The organism is Xanthobacter autotrophicus, assembly GCF_029991245.1.
GTDB lineage: Bacteria > Pseudomonadota > Alphaproteobacteria > Rhizobiales > Xanthobacteraceae > Xanthobacter > Xanthobacter autotrophicus_C.
In genome coordinates this window covers 1-17,037 of sequence record NZ_JAIVFO010000047.1, presented here as the reverse complement: position 1 = coordinate 17,037, position 17,037 = coordinate 1, and the positions used below count along the sequence as shown (strand labels likewise).

Annotated in this window: 18 protein-coding genes; 9 read left to right on the top strand and 9 right to left on the bottom strand. The window is 69.1% G+C overall.

Annotated features, from left to right (window positions below; all coding sequences use genetic code 11):
• The first annotated feature begins 148 nt into the window (after nucleotides 1-148).
• From K9U41_RS10205 to K9U41_RS10175, 7 genes are all read left to right on the top strand, one after another.
• Entirely contained in the window at nucleotides 149-2,506 is a 2,358-nt protein-coding gene (locus K9U41_RS10205) for an Orn/Lys/Arg decarboxylase N-terminal domain-containing protein (RefSeq protein ID WP_282640730.1), read from the top strand.
• A gap of 33 nt (nucleotides 2,507-2,539) precedes the next feature.
• A complete protein-coding gene (locus K9U41_RS10200) occupies nucleotides 2,540-3,100 on the top strand; it encodes a GNAT family N-acetyltransferase (RefSeq protein ID WP_282640743.1) in 561 nt (186 codons plus the stop codon).
• Nucleotides 3,101-3,563: 463 nt separating this feature from the next.
• Nucleotides 3,564-4,376, top strand: coding sequence for a uridine kinase (locus tag K9U41_RS10195; protein WP_282640729.1), 813 nt, complete (start codon nucleotides 3,564-3,566; stop codon nucleotides 4,374-4,376).
• A gap of 12 nt (nucleotides 4,377-4,388) precedes the next feature.
• Nucleotides 4,389-5,222: a molybdenum storage protein subunit alpha gene (locus K9U41_RS10190; RefSeq protein WP_282640728.1), complete on the top strand. Its 834-nt coding sequence runs from the start codon at nucleotides 4,389-4,391 to the stop codon at nucleotides 5,220-5,222.
• Between the two features lie 143 nt (nucleotides 5,223-5,365).
• The gene (locus K9U41_RS10185; protein WP_282640727.1) at nucleotides 5,366-5,764 is read left to right on the top strand and encodes a hypothetical protein; all 399 of its coding nucleotides are present in this window, start codon (nucleotides 5,366-5,368) and stop codon (nucleotides 5,762-5,764) included.
• Nucleotides 5,761-6,717 (top strand): SH3 domain-containing protein, encoded by a 957-nt coding sequence (locus K9U41_RS10180; protein ID WP_282640726.1) that lies wholly within the window; start codon nucleotides 5,761-5,763, stop codon nucleotides 6,715-6,717. The genes K9U41_RS10185 and K9U41_RS10180 overlap by 4 nt, the downstream gene beginning before the upstream one ends.
• Nucleotides 6,718-6,936: 219 nt before the next feature.
• Nucleotides 6,937-7,698, top strand: a complete 762-nt coding sequence (locus K9U41_RS10175; protein WP_282640725.1) for a response regulator — start codon at nucleotides 6,937-6,939, stop codon at nucleotides 7,696-7,698.
• A 91-nt stretch (nucleotides 7,699-7,789) separates the two neighbouring features.
• Here the strand turns inward: K9U41_RS10175 and K9U41_RS10170 are convergent, their stop codons facing one another.
• The 8 genes from K9U41_RS10170 to K9U41_RS10135 all read right to left on the bottom strand — a co-directional run bounded on the left by K9U41_RS10170 (nucleotide 7,790) and on the right by K9U41_RS10135 (nucleotide 16,108).
• Nucleotides 7,790-8,263 carry a globin family protein gene (locus K9U41_RS10170; protein WP_282640724.1) on the bottom strand — a complete coding sequence of 158 codons (474 nt, stop codon included), beginning with the start codon at nucleotides 8,261-8,263 and terminating at the stop codon, nucleotides 7,790-7,792.
• 57 nt (nucleotides 8,264-8,320) lie between these two features.
• Complete coding sequence (locus tag K9U41_RS10165) at nucleotides 8,321-10,405, bottom strand: PAS domain S-box protein (RefSeq protein WP_282640723.1); 2,085 nt, start codon at nucleotides 10,403-10,405, stop codon at nucleotides 8,321-8,323.
• Between the two features lie 251 nt (nucleotides 10,406-10,656).
• Nucleotides 10,657-11,910, bottom strand: a complete 1,254-nt coding sequence (locus tag K9U41_RS10160; protein WP_282640722.1) for a 3-hydroxybenzoate 6-monooxygenase — start codon at nucleotides 11,908-11,910, stop codon at nucleotides 10,657-10,659.
• 53 nt (nucleotides 11,911-11,963) lie between these two features.
• The gene (gene maiA / locus K9U41_RS10155; protein WP_282640742.1) at nucleotides 11,964-12,608 is read right to left on the bottom strand and encodes a maleylacetoacetate isomerase; all 645 of its coding nucleotides are present in this window, start codon (nucleotides 12,606-12,608) and stop codon (nucleotides 11,964-11,966) included.
• A 41-nt stretch (nucleotides 12,609-12,649) separates the two neighbouring features.
• Nucleotides 12,650-13,369: a fumarylacetoacetate hydrolase family protein gene (locus K9U41_RS10150; RefSeq protein ID WP_282640721.1), complete on the bottom strand. Its 720-nt coding sequence runs from the start codon at nucleotides 13,367-13,369 to the stop codon at nucleotides 12,650-12,652.
• Nucleotides 13,366-14,418: a cupin domain-containing protein gene (locus K9U41_RS10145; RefSeq protein ID WP_282640720.1), complete on the bottom strand. Its 1,053-nt coding sequence runs from the start codon at nucleotides 14,416-14,418 to the stop codon at nucleotides 13,366-13,368. The genes K9U41_RS10150 and K9U41_RS10145 overlap by 4 nt, the downstream gene beginning before the upstream one ends.
• 151 nt (nucleotides 14,419-14,569) lie before the next feature.
• A complete protein-coding gene (locus K9U41_RS10140; RefSeq protein WP_282640719.1) occupies nucleotides 14,570-15,148 on the bottom strand; it encodes a MarR family winged helix-turn-helix transcriptional regulator in 579 nt (192 codons plus the stop codon).
• A 6-nt stretch (nucleotides 15,149-15,154) separates the two neighbouring features.
• Entirely contained in the window at nucleotides 15,155-16,108 is a 954-nt protein-coding gene (locus K9U41_RS10135; RefSeq protein WP_282640718.1) for a helix-turn-helix domain-containing protein, read from the bottom strand.
• 80 nt (nucleotides 16,109-16,188) lie between these two features.
• Between K9U41_RS10135 and K9U41_RS10130 the strand changes: the two genes are divergently transcribed.
• Entirely contained in the window at nucleotides 16,189-16,455 is a 267-nt protein-coding gene (locus K9U41_RS10130; protein ID WP_282640717.1) for a hypothetical protein, read from the top strand.
• Here K9U41_RS10130 and K9U41_RS10125 read toward each other — a convergent pair.
• Nucleotides 16,434-16,634 (bottom strand): hypothetical protein, encoded by a 201-nt coding sequence (locus K9U41_RS10125; RefSeq protein ID WP_282640716.1) that lies wholly within the window; start codon nucleotides 16,632-16,634, stop codon nucleotides 16,434-16,436. The genes K9U41_RS10130 and K9U41_RS10125 overlap by 22 nt on opposite strands.
• Before the next feature lie 168 nt (nucleotides 16,635-16,802).
• On the opposite strand from K9U41_RS10125, the gene K9U41_RS10120 reads away from it, so the two are divergent.
• Nucleotides 16,803-17,037 (top strand): carboxymuconolactone decarboxylase family protein (locus K9U41_RS10120; RefSeq protein WP_282640715.1); only part of this gene is annotated, 235 nt, incomplete at its 3' end.

Here is a 17,037-nt window from a genome sequence, read left to right as displayed (position 1 = left end):
CGCTCAAGCGCCGCGCGGGCTGACCCAGCGGACGGCACGGCTGCCGCGGGGGCCGGTGCGGCGCCGCGCGGAGGATGATCACAGTTTTGTCGCGGGCTTGTCATGGAAGGAGTCGACATCTCGCGCCGGATCAGATCGGGTGCCCCGCATGGACTATTTCAAGCGCTTCAATTTCCTGTTCGCGACCCCGGTGTTCGACGCCGAGGACCTGGAGGGCGCCCGCTACAACCAGATCGTCGCGGAGATCGAGCGCTCCGGCTTCGAGGTGGTGAAGGCCCGCAACCTGGAAGACGCCGAGATCGCCGTGCAGACCGACGCCGCCATCGGCTGCATGCTGGTGGACTGGGGCAAGAAGGGGCTGGAGGGCAAGACCGCCGCCCTCATCAACCTCATGCGCCGGCGCGGCCTCGACTTCCCCATCATCCTGCTGATCCGCCGCAAGCGCTTCGAGGATGTGCCGGTGGAGGTGCTGGACTTCATCGACGGCTACGTCTTCCTCTCCGAGGAGACCCCCGCCTTCATCGCCAAGAACCTCATCAGCCGGCTGAAGCAATATGCCGAGACGCTGAAGACGCCCTTCTTCGGCGCGCTGGTGGACTATGCCGAGGAGGGCAACCAGCTGTGGACCTGCCCCGGGCACAATGGCGGCGTGTTCTATTCCCGCAGCCCCATCGGCCGGGTGTTCATGGAGCATCTGGGCGAGGCGGTGTTCCGCGACGACCTCGACAATTCCGTGCTCGACCTCGGCGACCTCTTGACCCACGAGGGCCCGGCGCTGGCAGCGCAGAAGGAGGCGGCGAAGATCTTCGGCGCCGAGAAGACCTATTTCGTCCTCAACGGCACCTCCACCTCCAACAAGGTGGCGCTCGCCGCCCTCGTCACCGACGGCGACCTGGTGCTGTTCGACCGCAACAACCACAAGGCCGCCCACCACGGCGCGCTGATGATCTCCGGCGGCATCCCGGTCTATGTGCCCACCGTGCGCAACGCCTACGGCCTCATCGGCCCCATGGACTTCGCCGCGCTGGACGAGGCCGCCCTGCGCGAGCGCATCCGCACCCATCCCCTGGTGAAGGACCCCGACGCGTGGCAGAAGCCCCGCCCGTTCCGCGTCGCGGTGGTGGAGCAGTGCACCTATGACGGCACCATCCACAATGCCGAGATGATCCTCAAGGCCATCGGGCATCTCACCGACTACATCCTGTTCGACGAGGCATGGGCGGGCTTCATGAAGTTCCACCCGCTCTATGCCGGCCGCTTCGCCATGGGCCTTGCCGACCTCGGCCCCGATGCGCCGGGCATTATCGCCACCCAGTCCACCCACAAGCAGCTGGCGAGCTTCTCCCAGGCCTCGCAGATCCACATGAAGGACCGGCACATCACCGGCCAGAAGCGGCGGGTGGAGCACCGGCGCTTCAACGAGAGCTTCATGCAGCACGCCTCCACCTCGCCCTTCTATCCTTTGTTCGCCTCCCTCGACGTGGGCGCGCAGATGATGAAGGGCCGTTCGGGCGAAGTGCTGTGGGACGACACGATCCGCCTCGGCATCGAGCTGCGCAAGAAGATCCGCGCCGTGCGCCGCGAGTTCGAGGAGAAGGAACTTCGCCCCGAGCGGCGGTGGTTCTTCGAGCCGTTCGTGCCCGACCGGGTGGCCATCCCCGACGTGTCGAGCCCCGGGGCGGCGCATGAGGTGCCGTGGGAGAGCGTCGCCACCGACCTCCTCGCCAGCAACCCGGCCTTCTGGCACCTGACACCCGGCGCTTCCTGGCACGGCTTCGAGGGCATGGCGGCAGGCTTCGCCATGACCGACCCCAACAAGCTGACCCTTTTGACCCCCGGCTTCGACCGCGCCACCGGCGCCTATGCCGAGCACGGCATTCCCGCGCCGGTGGTGGCGCAATATCTGCGCGAGAACCGCATCGTCGCCGAGAAGAACGACCTCAATTCCCTGCTGTTCCTGCTCACCCCCGGCGTCGAGGCGTCCAAGGCGGGCACGCTCATCTCCGGCCTCGTCGCCTTCAAGAAGCTGCATGACGAAAACGCGCTGCTGGAAGAGGCGATCCCGGAATTCTTCCGCCGCCGGCCGGCGCGCTATGGGGGGGTGCGGCTGCGCGACCTGTGCGGGGAGATGCACCGCTTCTTCCGCGCCGCGAACGTGAGCGCGCTCCAGGCCATGCAATTCTCCGCCGCGCACCTGCCGGACATCGCCCTGTCGCCCCACGACGCGGCCCGCTGCCTGGTGCGCAACGACGTGGACTACCTGCCCATCGACGCCATCGGCGGGCGCATCGCGACCACGCCGTTCGTGGTCTATCCGCCGGGCATCGCCACCATCGTGCCGGGCGAGCGGCTGACCGAGCGGGCGAAACCCATGATCGACTATCTCAAGATGTTCGAAGCCAGCTTCAACACCTTCCCCGGCTTCGACGTGGAGATCCAGGGCGTCTATCGCGAGACGGATGCGTCGGGCCGCGTGCGGCTCCATACTTATGTGGTCGCGGAATAGGCTTTGGTCAGCTTGGGAGTGTCGGTGTCGTCCATGGAGCAGGAGCAAGCTGTCGTCGTCCGCCCGTCGCGGGAAGCGGACGTGGAGGCCATGCTGGCGATCTATCGCCGCCATATCCGCCGCGGCGTCGAGGAAGGCGTGGACGACGGCGAGACGCCGCAACCGGACGACCTGCGCGAGCGCCGCAAGAACCTGAAGAGCCGGCGCTTCCCCCACCTCGTCGCCACCTGCGGCGAGGTGGTGGTGGGCTATGCCTATGTGGTGCTGTTCCGCAAGCGGCCGGCCTACCGCTACAGCGTCAAGCACTCCATCTACGTGCACCACGAGCATCTCGGCGAGGGCATCGGCCGCCACCTCATGCGCGGGCTGATCGATGCCTGCGCGGCGGCCGGCTTTCGCCAGATGATCGGCTATATCGATGCCGACAACACCGCCTCGCTCGCGCTGCACGAGAAGTTCGGCTTCGTGCGCGTGGGCCATCTGCCGGGGGTCGCCTATCGCTACGGCCGCTGGTCGGACAGCGTGATGGTGCAGCGCTCGCTCGGCCCCGGCGCCACCACACCGCCGCCGCCGCTGCCCCTCTCCACCCGCTGACGCGACCGGATGCGGGCGCGCGCCCGCCCTCGCCCGCATCTTCCAGCCGCGCGAACAGGCGCCGCAAACACGCACCGCTCCATGGCCCGTCCCCGAGCGAGAAATGTCCGTGAAGGTGACCCGGCCTGGAAGATCGCGCACGCATCGATCGCGCAACCATGCTGTTCCATACAGCACTTCTGTTAATTTCAAATTTTGCTTCTGAAGCAGATAAAAATTACTTGTGAATGTGATAATTTTATTTGGATTTCGCCAGAAAGTATTCACGCATACGCCGCACGCGGCTTAATATCACCGGGCGATGATTCAAATCCATCGGCGTTGGTTTTATTTGTGCATTCTGTGTCGTTTTTTCCCTCCACCGTAAAAGGTACGCGATTATCGCATATTGCCGGGCCGCCCCGCCGGGGGTATCGAAGCCTTCGAATAAAAAACAATACATAGAACGACGAAAGGCATTGCCATGGCCCATACGACGGCGGAGCTCGACGCGCTCCTCTCGCAGCGATCGCTGACTGACGCGCAGCTTCTGGCCGCGGCAGAGACATCGGCGGACTTCCGCATCCTGCCGGACGCAACCGTCATCAAGATCGGCGGGCAGAGCGTCATCGACCGCGGCCGCGCGGCGGTCTATCCGCTGGTGGACGAGATCGTCGCCGCCCGCAAGGCCCACAAGCTGCTGATCGGCACCGGCGCCGGCACCCGCGCCCGCCACCTCTACTCCATCGCAGCGGAGCTGAACCTGCCGGCGGGCGTGCTGTCGCAGCTCGGTGCCTCGGTGGCCAACCAGAATGCCGAGATGCTGGGCCAGCTGCTGGCGAAGCACGGCATCTCCAAGGTGGACGGCGCCGGGCTCTCGGCCGTGCCGCTCTATCTCGCCGAGGTGCACGCGGTGGTCTTCGCCGGCATGCCGCCCTATTCGCTGTGGACCCGCCCCGCCGCCGAAGGCGTCATCCCGCCCTACCGCACCGATGCCGGATGCTTCCTGCTGGCCGAACAGTTCGGCTGCAAGCAGATGATCTATGTGAAGGACGAGAACGGCCTCTACACCGCCAACCCGAAGACCGCGAAGGAAGCCACCTTCATCCCCAGGATCTCGGTGGACGAGATGAAGGCGCGGGACCTTGCCGACTCGATCATCGAGTTCCCCATGCTCGACCTGCTCAAGAAGGCCCGCCACGTGCGCGAGGTGCAGGTGGTGAACGGCCTCGTCCCCGGCAACCTGACCCGCGCGCTCGCCGGCGAGCATGTCGGCACCATCATCACCGCGAGCTGAAGAAGAACTGCCATGTCTGATACCACCAACGACATCAAGCACGTCGCCTCGCCGCTCGCGCGCCAGACCCTCCTCGACGGCCAGCTCACCCGCCCCGTCGCCGGCGTCAAGCCCATCCGGCTGCTGCCCTGGCTGCAGGTGGTGAAGATCGGCGGCCGCGCCATCATGGATCGCGGGCCCAAGGCGATCCTGCCCATCGTGGACGAGATCCGCAAGCTGCTGCCCGAGCATCGCCTGCTGATCCTCACCGGCGCCGGCATCCGCGCCCGCCACCTCTACGGCGTCGGCCTCGACCTCGGCCTGCCGGTGGGCTCGCTGGCCCCGCTCGCCGCCAGCGAGGCCGGCCAGAACGGCCACATCCTCGCCTCGCTGCTGGCGCCGGAAGGCGTCTCCTACGTGGAGCACCCGACCATCGCGAGCCAGCTCGCCATCCATCTGTCCGCCGCCCGCGCGGTGGTGGGCAGCGCCTTCCCGCCCTACCACCACCACGAGTTCCCGGGCTCGCGCATCCCGGCCCACCGGGCCGACACCGGCGCGTTCCTGCTCGCCGATGCGCTGGGCGCGGCGGGCCTCACCATCGTGGAGGACGTGGACGGCGTCTATTCGTCCGATCCCAACGGCCCCGAGGGCGCGGCGGCGAAGTTCCTGCCCGAGGTCAGCGCCGCCGACCTTGCCACCGGCGAGGGCACGCTGCCCTTCGACCGCGCGCTCCTCGAGGTGATGGCCACCGCCCGCCACATCGAGCGGGTGCAGGTGGTGAACGGCCTGGTGCCGGGCCGCCTCACCTCCGCCCTGCGCGGCGAGCACGTGGGCACCATCGTCCACACCGCCGCCCGCCGCAACTGAGCCACCTTCGGCTCTGCCATCAGCCCCCTCCCCCGGGAGGGGGCTTGGCCTGCTGCGGTTCCGCCGGCGACCCACACGGCACGAAAAACACCGGAAACGCAAAGGTGCTAACGTCCCGGCTTCACAGGAGCTGGGAGCACCCGATGACGATTTCCACGCCGCTGACCGGCCTACCGCGCAACGGGCTGCGGACCGCACGCCGTCTTGTCGGCACCCTCGTCGTGGCCGGGGCCCTTGCCTGCGGGATCGCAAGCGCGGTCGCGGAGCAGGCCGTGAGCCTGTTCAAGATCATCACCGTGCGCGACGAGATCGTGGTGGGGGTGGGACCGCAGGACGCCGCAGCCCTCGGCGGCAGCGATGTCACGGCCGTCGGGCGCGCCCTCAAGGGCGGCGGCGAACTGACCGTCTGGCAATATGCGGTACGCAAGGCGCCGGACGGCGAACTGGAGCAGGCGCCGGCGCGCCGCATCAGCATCATCGGCAACGACAGCCTCAGGGTGGAGCCCTATGCCACCCCGCTGCGGGTGATCGCCCCCAAATGAATTGCGCCCGCAGCCGGCAAGGTAGGCCGCCGCTGCGCGGCATCGCGGCCGTCGCCCTCTGGCTCGCGACACCACTCCCGGCGCAGGCGCAGGAGGCCGCCTGGCTCATGGAGGCGAAGGCGAAATTGCCGCCCACTTTGGTGGCGGGGCGCGTCATCCGCCTCGACGAAGGGGCGCTGAAGGCCACGCTCGCCGTGTTCCCCACCGCAGCGGATTCGCCCGCGACCCCCGGCAGCGTGTTCACGCCCGGTGAGGTTCTGGAGGTGGATCTCCGATCGGACAACGGCACCCTCGCGGTGGCCGCCGCGACGGTGCGCCCGCGCCGTCCCGACGAGCCGCCGGACGACGACACCGAGCCCTACCAGGCCGAGCTGCGCGCGGCCTTGGCGGCCAAGCGCAAGGCGGAACCGCAGGTGGAACCGTGCCGCATCAAGGGATGGGCGCTCAACGATACCCGCCATAGCCTCGCGGTGCGCGCCGCACCCTCGGCGGATGCAAAGGTAGTGGGCCATCTCGCGCCGGTCCGCGTCACCCCCGACTCCGGACAGGGCTCGGAAGCGGGGTGGCGGGTGGAATTCGCCATCACCGGCTACAGCCGCGGCTGGTTCCGCATCGCCAACGCCACCCCGCCCGGCGCGCCATATGGTGATCCGCCGCCGAAGCGCTATCCCAGGACCTATTCCGGCACCGGCTGGATCCGCGCCAGCGACGCCGGAGGGGCCTACGCCAATTCGCAGATGCCGGTGCAGCGCCTTTTGTCCTATCCCCATGTGGATGCACCGGGCGCACCGCCCGGCGCCGACGTGGCCGGGCCGGACGGTGCGCTCTCCATCGACGGAACATTGGTGCGCCTTTTCGCCTGTTCGGCGAACTGGGCGCTGACCGAGAGCCGCGATGGCCGCCGCGGCTGGTGGCGCGGCATCTGCTCCAACCAGGTCACCAATTGCAGCTGATACCATCGTCCCCGGTCTTCGACCGATGCCAGGGGGGTTACGCTCGAACGCCGCGCGGGCTTGACCAACGGCCCATGAGTGAAGCTCATGGGCCGTTGGTCTGACGGGGCAAGGGGTCGCTGCCCAACCTGCGCCTTGGCCATTCCGCTCGGGCGGCGTCCCCCCTAGACTGCTCGCCCTGCGGGCATCTGGTGAGGGGAGCGCTTCCGGCGCGCGAACATGGCGGGGCAATCGACGGGCGGGGAGACGGGCTGGCGCATCGTCGTGGTGGACGACGAGGAAGCGCTGCGCGAGACCGTGGCCGAATATCTTTCCGGCCAGGGCTTTCGCGTGCGCTCCGCCGCGAGCGGGCGCGCGCTCGACACGCTGCTGGCCGCCGAGCCGGCCGACCTCATCCTCCTGGACGTGCACATGCCGGAGGAGGACGGCCTCACCCTCGCCCGCCGCATCCGCGCCGCCGGCGCCACGCCCATCATCATGCTGACCGCGGCCGACGACATCGTGGACCGGGTGGCGGGCCTCGAAGTCGGCGCCGACGATTATGTGCTCAAGCCCTTCGACCTGCGCGAACTGAAGGCCCGCATCCGCGCCGTGCTGCGCCGCTACACCGCCGCCCCGCCGACGCAGCCGCCGGCAGCGAACGGCGCCACGCCCGCACCTGCGGACCTGGTGCCGTGCGGCGTCGTCTTCCTGGACATGCAGGCCCACTGCCTCGTCAAGCGGGATGGCACGCGGGAGATGCTCACCGCCATGGAATTCGACCTGTTGCGGGTGTTCCTGCAGAACCCCAACCGCGTCCTCACCCGCGACCGGCTGCTGGACCTCGCCCACGACCGGGACAACGAGCCGTTCGACCGCAGCATCGACGTGCGGGTGACGCGCCTGCGCAAGAAGATCGAAGCCGACCCGGCCAAGCCCCAGGCCATCAAGACGGTGCGGGGCGTCGGCTACCTGTTCGTGCCCGGCCCCCGGGGCCCATGACGACGCCTCCGGCGGGAGCTCCCTGAACGGGAGGCTCCGGCCGGAGGATCGCACACGGAACGGCGGTGCGGGGGATGCCGCCGTTCGCGTTTCAGAGCGTGCCCGCGGAGGCGGGACGCGAAAGGATCGTGGCGGCCCCCTCGCCTTCCGGGGCGACGCCATGGGCGGCGGCGATCATCACGCCGGCCACGGCCTCATAGGCATCGGACCAGGCCCGGCGCAGGTCCATGGAGAAGCGGGGGCCGAAATAGAGCGACAGGGTCTCGATCAGGGCCGCGCCCACCGTCGCGTAATGCGCGTCGCGCACGCCATAACGGACATGGCGCACGGCGAGCTGCTCCAGCATCGGAACGACCTTGTCCAGGCTCCGCAGCGAGGCGACGACGAGATCCAGCGCGGCGAAGAGCTTCTGGCCCTGCCCCGTCATGTCCGTATCCCCGAACAGCCGCTTCAGCGCCGGATCATGCACGAACAGCCGCTCGTAGAAGAGCACCGACGCCGCATCCCGGCTCAAGGAAACCTCGGCGAAGCTGGTTTCGAGGAGCGCGATCTGGTCGTCGTGCATGGCCATCCCTTGCGGTGAACGGGGCGCACCTTGACCGGCATGTGTTGCTGCAGGCGGTCAGCTCTCCGTCCGCCGTGTTTCAGTTGTTTCAGGCGGCGGGGCCGCATCGCCGATGAGAGCCCCGAGGAAGGCGCGCACATCGGTCGGGGTGAACGGCTTTTCAATGAGCGGGCAGCCGGAGCGGGCCAGGAAGCGCCCGGCCGACGGCCCTAGGGTGTCGCCGGAAATGAACCCGATCCGCGTGGAAAGGTCTGGCCGGTGGCTGAGCAGCCAGTTGTAGAGGCTGGGCCCATCGCCATCGGGCATGCGGATGTCGCACAGAATGCCGACGATATCGGCCGGGCGAGCGGCGGGCTCTGCCCGCGCCAGCAGCGCCTGCGCCTCCCGGCCGCTGTGCGCCACCACGGCCGCGTAGCCGATGCCTTCCGCGATCTCGGCCAGCAGCCCGGCAATGTCCGGCTCGTCATCGACGATGAGCACCGATCCCAGATACACGCCTGCGCCCTGCGCGTCCTCCTGCGGACCGGGCGGCGGCGCTTCGGCGGCGACCTCCTCCAGCGGCAGCTGGATGGTGAACAGGGCGCCGCCATCCGGCCCCGTGCCCAGCTCCAGCGTGCCGCCATGGGCCTCGATCAGCCCGCGCGAGACGGCAAGCCCGATCCCGGTGCCCACGCCCTGCGGCTTGGTGGTGAAGAACGGATCGAAGATGCGCGAGCGGATGTTCTCGGCGATGCCCGGGCCGTTGTCGGCGACCTTGATCAGGATAGCCCCGCGGTCCGTGTCAGAAGCCACCGAGACGGTGACGCGCCGTTCCCCCGCCGTTTCCTCCAGCGCCTGCTGGGCATTGACCAGCAGGTTGAGCAGCACCTGGTGGATCTGCCCGGCGTCCAGCATCAGGCGCGGCAGGCCCGGCTCGATGGCGAGGGACACCCTCACCCCCGAGGCCCGCATGTTGTAGCCCAGCAGTTCGACGGCCTCGCGCGCCACGTCCGCGAGATTGGTGGCCCGCCGCTCCGCCTCGCGCTGGCGCGCCATGTCGAGGAAGCTGCGGACAATCCGGGCGCAGCGGTGCGCCGCCGTCTCGATGCGGTCGCAGCGCTGGATCACCTTCTCAAGGCTGGGCAGGCCGCCGGATCGTACATTGGCCTCCTTCAGCACCTGCTCGCGCAAAAGCATGGTCTGGCCGGTGACCACCGACAGCGGGTTGTTGAGCTCATGGGCCACGCCCGCGAGCAGCGAGCCCAGCGCCGCGAGCTTTTCCTTCTGGTGGAGCGCGTTGCGCTGCCGCTTGATTTCCTCCTCCGCCCGCTTGGTGGCGCGCAGGTCGCGCATGTGCGCGGCAAAAAGCCGGCGCTCGCCGCGGGTCACGTCGGTGATGGCCAGCTCGATGGGGATGCGCGTGCCGTCGGCCAGCAGCGCCGGCAGTTCCAGCCGCTGGCCGATCACCCGGGTGATGCCGGAGGCGAGGTAGGAGCGCATGCCCGCCGCGTGGGCGGCGCGGAATTCCGGCGGCACCACCAGCTCGGCGATGGAGCGGCCGATGGCCTCCTCCTTCCGGTAGCCGAAGATTTGCTCGGCGGCCGGGTTGAAATCCACCACGGTGCCGTCTTCGTCCACCACCACGATGCCGTCGAGGGCGGTGCCGACGATGGCCGCGTGATAGGCCTCGGCCTCCATCTGCGCCTGCGTGCGCCGGACGATCTCCATCTCCTGGTGCTTCAGGTCGGTGAGGTCGCGGCCGACGCCGAAACAGCCGACCACCGGGCCGGTGAGGTCCACCCGATAGGGCGAGATCACCTCCTCAAGGTATCTCTTGCCGAGGCGGCCGTAATCCACCCAGGCCACCCGGCGCACCAGTTCGCCGCCGAAGACGCGTTCCATGAGCGGGGCGTAGGACGCGAACACGACGGGTTCGAGGAAGTCCTGCACGGGCCGGTCGATCACCTCGTCCCGGCCGCGCCCGATGAAGTCGATGAACTCCTGGTTGGCAAAACGGCAGACGCCGCCGCTGTCGAGGAGCACCGCCCGGCCGGGGATGGACTGGAACAGCGCCGTGAACAGGCCGAGGTCGGAAAGCCGCACGAGGCTGGCGTTGTCGCCGCCGTCCGGTGCGCTCTCCTGCGTGTCCAGAGGCGATGTCATCGCGTCCTCCTGCCCCCGCGCCGTCCTCGGCCCGCCGTCGTCCTGCATCCTTCGTCATGCAGCACCACAGGCGTGGACCCGTGCAATGGGGATGGGAGCGGACCCGCTTTGGCACGGGTGATTAGGGCACCATTGTTTCAGCCCGGTTTCAACCCGGCCGTCGATGCCGCCCGCCGGCCGCTCCGACCCGAGGCTCCGACCCGACGTGGCGGAGATATCTTTTTCATCCCGATCACATCCGTCCACGCCGGCTACCCTGCCAGGCGGGGCGCGGCGGGGGCCTCATGGGCCTCGTGGACCTTTCCGCCCACGGCGCCCGCGCCACCGCTCAGCCCGTTGCCGCCATAAAGCCATTCCACCGCGTCGTACCAGTCCTGCGATGTATAGGACCGCATGATGGTGTTGCGCAGGGCCGCGTGGGCGCCGGCGGGGTGGTAGATGTGCTCGCCGATGGCCCGCGACTGGAGCTGGATGCGCGCCGTGCGCAGCACCCTCAGGTCGCGATAGGCGTTCAGCGCCGCTTCCATGTCGCCGGGGTGGGCGTCCACGCAATGGGCCAGCGCCACCGCATCCTCCATGGCCATGCAGGCGCCCTGCGCGAAATATTGCAGCTGCGGATGGGCCGCGTCTCCCAGCAGCGCCACCCGGCCGTCGGTCCAGCGCTCCACCGGGTCGCGGTCGCACAGCACCCAAAGCTTCCAGCCCGAGCCATGGCGGATGATCTTCTGCGCCCGCTCATGCACATGGGTGAAGCCGGCCATCACCTCCTCGGCCGAGACCGGCTTGCCGGCGACCGGCTCGGGCGCGTCGTTGTGGTAGGTGACCACGAGGTTGAACACCTTCCAGCCCGACAGCGGATAGTGGACGATGTGGCACTTCGGCCCGGCCCAGAGGGTTGCCGCGTTCCAGCGCAGGTCCTCGGGCATCTGCTCGGTGGGGATCACCGAGCGGTAGGTGGTGTGGCCCGACACGCGCGGGCGCCCGTCGCCGAGGAGCTGCTTGCGCACATTGGACCACAGGCCGTCGGCACCGATCAGCGCCGCGCCGTGCTCGGTCTCGCCGTTGGCGAGGCGGGCGGTGACACCGGATTCATCCTGATCATAGCCCAGGACCTCGCTGCTGGTGCGCAGGGCGATGAGCGGGCTCGCCTCGCAGGCCCGCAGCAACACCCCGTAGAGGTCGCCGCGATGGATCACCGCATAGGGATTGCCGAACCGCTGGCGGAACGGCTCGTCCAACCGGATATGGGTGATCTCCTCGCCGGAGATGGCATCCATCAGGCGCAGGCGGTCGATATAGACCGCCACGGCGCGGGCGGCGTCGCCCACCCCCAGCGCATCGAAGGAATGGAAGGCGTTGGGGCCGAGCTGGATGCCCGCGCCGATCTCGCCGAGCTGCGGCGCCTTCTCCATCACCAGGGAGGGCACGCCCCGGCGGGCGAGGCCAAGGGCGGTGGCGAGCCCGCCGATGCCGCCGCCGGCGATCAGGATGCGGTTTCTTGTCATGGCGTTGTCCTCCGGTGGCAGTCTTGTTGTCTCGATATGCGGTGGCGCCGGCTTCAGGGCTCGGCGTCCGGCTGATGGTCGGGAAGGGCGGCGATGAAGGCCGGGTGTTCGGCCAAGGCCGCGTCGATGGCGTTCAGGCGCGACAATCCCGACAGGTCGCAGTTGAAGCGGCGCGCATTGTGGAGCTGGGGCACAAGGCAGACATCGGCGAGCCCCGGCGTATCGCCGAAGCAGTAGCGCCCGTGACCGTTGCGCGCGATCAGCGCCTCGCAGGCCGCGAGCCCGTCCTCCACCCAGTGGCGGTACCAGGCATCCACGGTGGCCTGATCGTGCCCGAGGGTGCCCTTCAGATAGCCGAGCACCCTCAGATTGTTGAGCGGATGGATGTCCGCCGCGATGGCAAGGGCGAAGGCGCGCACATGGGCCCGCGCCAGCGGGTCGGCGGGCAGCAGGGCGGGCGCGGGCCGCGTCTCCTCCAGCCACTCGATGATGGCGAGGGACTGGGTGAGGACATCGCCCCCCACCTCCAGCGCCGGCACCAGGCGCTGGGGATTGACCGCGGCGAAGGCCGGCTGGAACTGCTCGCCGCCGCCGCGCCGCAGGTGCACGGCGACGAAATCCGGCGCAATCCCCTTCAGGTTGAAGGCGATGCGGCAGCGATAGGAGGCTGACGAGCGGAAATAGCCGAAGAAGCGCAGCTCCGGCTGCGCCGGCTCCAGCATGGCGGGCGCGGGCATGGTCATGCCTCCGCCGCGCCGACCACGAGCCGCACCGGCGCGAGCCCGTCGATGGTGCCGTCCAGCACCGCGCCGGGAACCACCGCGCCGACGCCCGCCGGCGTGCCTGTATAGATCAGGTCGCCGGGGCCGAGGTGATAGTAATGGGACAGGTGAGCGATGATCTCCGGCACGCTCCAGACGAGGTCGGACAGGTGCGCCTGCTGCCGCACCGCGCCATCCACCGAAAGGGCGATGCGCTGCGGTCCGATCTCCCCGAGCGCCGCCTTCCGCGCCAGCGGCGCCAGGACGGCGGACTGCTCGAACGCCTTGCCCAGATCCCAGGGGCGTCCCTTGGCGCGAGCGTCGAGCTGCAGGTCGCGCCGGGTCATGTCGAGCCCCGCCCCATAGCCGAACACCGCGTCAAGGGCGTTCTCCCTGGCCACGCGGAAGGCGGGCGCACCCATGGCGACCACCAGTTCCATCTCATAGTGATAGTTGTCGGTGCCCGGCGGATAGGGGATGGTCGCACCGGATGCCACCAGGGCCGTGCCCGGCTTGGTGAAGTAGAAGGGGGCCTCGCGGTCCACCTCGTGGCCCATTTCCTTGGCGTGGTCCGCATAATTGCGGCCGACGCAGAAGATGCGATGGACCGGATACTGGCCCGTCTCGCCCACGATGGGGACGAGCGGCTGGGCCGGCGCCGGGAAGACCAGCGCGGGAGGTGCAGCAGAGATATTCATGGGCGCGGGCGCTCCTCGAAAAAGCCAAGCCGCTCCTGCAGCGGCCGATCGTGAATTCGGATGAGAAAAGCCGGCTCCGCGCCCTCCACCCGGTGGGTGACAGCGGAGAAGACGGGGGCGGAGAAGGTGTCGGCAGGTCCCCAGGCGAAGCGCTCGCCGTTCACCACGCTCTCGCCGCGGCCGGACACCACGTGGAACACGGCGCTGGAGGAGCGCAGCGGCGGGGCCAGCGTCTCGCCGGGGCGCAGCATCATGGCGGTGAAGCCGAGGGTGGGCAGGCAGCTCTCCCCGGTTTCCGGATTGACGTAGTCGAGTTCCACCGCCTCCCCCGGCGCGGCGAAGGCGCCGAGGCGCGCGAGCGCCGCCTCGGTGCGCGTCCAGGGATAGCGCAGCATGGGATAGCGGTTGGGCTTCGACACGGCAGGCCGGCGCGCGGGCACGAGGCCGGCGGACAGGTATTCCGCCTCCGAGGCGTCGGGGCGGTTGCGCGGCGCCTGCAGCGGCGCTTCCTCCGCATAGGAGCCTTCCAGATAGACGAACAGCGGCAGGTCGAGGGCGTCCAGCCAGATCACCGGCTCGGTGCCCGAATGGCCGTGGTCGTGCCAGGCGCCGCCGGGGGTGAGGACGAGGTCGCCGCGGTGCATGGGGCATTTCTCGCCGTCCACCACCGTATAGGCCCCCTCCCCTTCCACGATGATGCGTGCGGCGCTGGGGGTGTGGCGATGGGCGGGCGCGGTCTCGCCCGGCTTCAGCAGCTGCAGGCCCACATAGATCACGGAGGTGGCCTGCATGGCCCCCTCGCCCCGGCCGGGGTCGGTCAGCACCAGCACCCGGCGCTCGGCCTTTTCCACCGGCGTCAGGTCTCCGGCCTCCAGCAGCAGCGGGCGCACCGCCTCGAACCGCCACAGATGCGCCCGGCTCACCGGCTGGGGGGCGCCGTGGGGCAGCACGTTGCGCATCATGGGCCACAGCGGCGCGAGGCTGAGGCGGCCCAGCGCCGCGCGATAATCGAGAGGCAGATCCTCCAGCGTGCCGAGCGTCGTACTCATGCGCATCCTCCCTTCATATATGTTATTTTAAATAATCATAAGCATACTTATTATAGGCGCGCAAGAGGTCCGTGGAATGGCCTCCGAGATGCCCCCAGAGAGCCATCCGTTCCGGCGTTATCCCATTGCTGTTGCTTGAAAATCTCAGGCTCTAGCCGCGAGGCTCCTCGCGTACAACGGCGGGGCGGGTGGGGGTTCGGCTCAACTCGTTGGTGGCGTCCACGAGCTTGGCGAGAAGCGCCTTCAGGGTCGCGCGCTCCTCCGGCGACAGGGGCGCCATGATGCGGTCCTGCACCCGCAGCACAGGCGCGCTGAGCGCCGCCAGCAGGCGGGCGCCCTCCTCCTCGAGGAAGAGCTGGCGCAGCCGCCGGTCCCCCGGCGCCGGGATGCGCCGGATGAGGTCCTTGCCTTCCAGCCGCTCCACCACGCCGCCGATGGTGGCGCGGTCGTAGCCGATCACGCCGGCCAGCGACGCCTGGTCGATGCCGGGATGATCGCGCACGGTGGCGAGCGCCGCGAACTGCACCGGCGTCAGGTCCGCCCCCGCCCGCTCCATCTCCTCGGCAAACAGCGCCACCGCCACCTGCTGGAGGCGGCGGATGAGGTGTCCCGGCAGGCTTTCAAGATCAAGGACAACGGCTTCGGCAGGATCCGCCGCAGCCTGCGCGCCCTTGCGGCCCCCGGGGGATGAAGGCGGGCGTGCGGCCCCCTGATGCGGCGTCTTCGGCACGGTCGGTCACCCCTCGCTCGGTCGCCGATTGTGGCGCCGTGGGCCGGCAGGTCCAGTCCCCGATTGCCGCAGCGCCGCCGCATCCGAGGGAACAGAGAAGGCGTCGCGGTAGCCGCGGGGACTTTGCCCCACGTGGCGGGTGAACAGGCGGGTGAAATAGGCCGGATCGGCGAAGCCGAGCAGGAAGGCGATCTCGGAAACGGTCATGGAGGTGTAGAGGAGATGGCGCCGCGCCTCCAGCACCATGCGCTCCTGCACCACGCCAAGCGCCGAGCGCCCCACCATCTGCCGGCACACCCGGCTGAGATGGGGCGCGCTCACCCCGAGCCGCCGGGCCCGGTCGGCGAGGGAGGGGTGGCGGCGGAAATCCTCCTCCACCTGCGCCCGGAAACGCTCGAACAGGCGGCGGTGAACCGAGGCCCCGCCCGGCATGCCCTCGGGTGACGCCGCGGCGATGGCGCGCCGGAACCAGACGAGGACGAGGCCGGCGAAGGCCGTCAGCGCCTCGGTCCGCCCCGCACGCGCATCGGCGAACTCCGCATGGACGAGCGCAAGCATCTGCGACAGCCGTGACGCCGCCTCCGGCGCCGCCGCAATCACCGCCGGGCGCGCCAAGGCGCTGCGCCATTGCCCGTGGGTGGGCGAGGCGCGGTCGAGGACGGCGGGCGGCACGCTGGCCACATAGCCGTCGGTCCCCGCCTGGAAATCGAAGCTGTGCACCACCAGCGGCGGCAGCACCACCGCGGAGCCGGGATGCAGCACATGGGTCGCACCGTCGATGGAGGCGACGCCGCCGCCACTGGCGATGAAGAAGAACTGGTAAAGGTCGCCGTGGCGGTGGGAGCGGATGCGCCACTCATGGATGGAACTGCGCGCGACGATGGTCTCCACATGCAGTTCGTCGGGAAAGCCGTCGCTGCCCTCGCCATAGAGGGCATAGGCCGGGACCGTGCTGCCCATCGCGTTCTCGTGCTGAAATGACAAGGCAATCCGCCGGGCAAATGTATTCAGTCAGCCCGGATCGCGCTTTCGGGTTCGATTTGTCCAAGACTGTGCCCGAACGCTCCATTCCGCACAAGGCGTCGCCTGCCGGCCTCATCGAATACTACGCTGAGGGCTCGCGGGCGGGCACTCCGGCGCATCTGGAAGGCGGGCGCTTCTCCTGGTGGATGACCTCCATGCTGCACGCCTTCCCCGATGCCGGGGATTTCGGCGCCCGCATGCAACTCGCCGAGTTCGATTCCATCGCCGGCTCGCCGGCCGCGGCCACCACCGTCGCGGAGAACTATGTGGGGTTGCCGTTCTGATCGGCGGCCGCCGGAAACCGGAGAGCCCCAACAAGGGCGAGAACCGTGCGCGTCGCGGCGCCGGCGGCCGCCACCCGTTGGGTGAGATGCAGCGCCTCGGCCGCACGGCCGAAGCCGGCGCGCGCCGCCACTTCCAGGACGCAGGCGATATGGCGCAGCTTCATGCGGGCATCGAGCACGATCCAATCACATATCAAAAATAATATGTATAGATACGAAAATATCATTTTTCATGTCTAAATACGTATGGAAATCTCCCCTGCGAACCCGGCATGGTGCGATCGCGACCTACCGCTTCGCCCAAAGCTCGCCTTCCGGATCGACTGCCCCAGAAACGGAGACGTCAATTGCCGTCCGCACCAGAACGCTCCGACCGCTGGATCGCCGGCGACGCCACCCGCCGCGCCGTGCTCGGCGACGACCATGTGGAGGCAGCGGCGGCGCGCACGGATGCCTTCGATGCCGGCTTCCAGACCTTCATCACCGAGGGCGCCTGGGGTTCGGTGTGGTCGCGGCCGGGGCTGACGCGGCGCGAGCGGTCCATGATCACCATCGCGCTGCTCGCGGCGCTCGGCCACGACG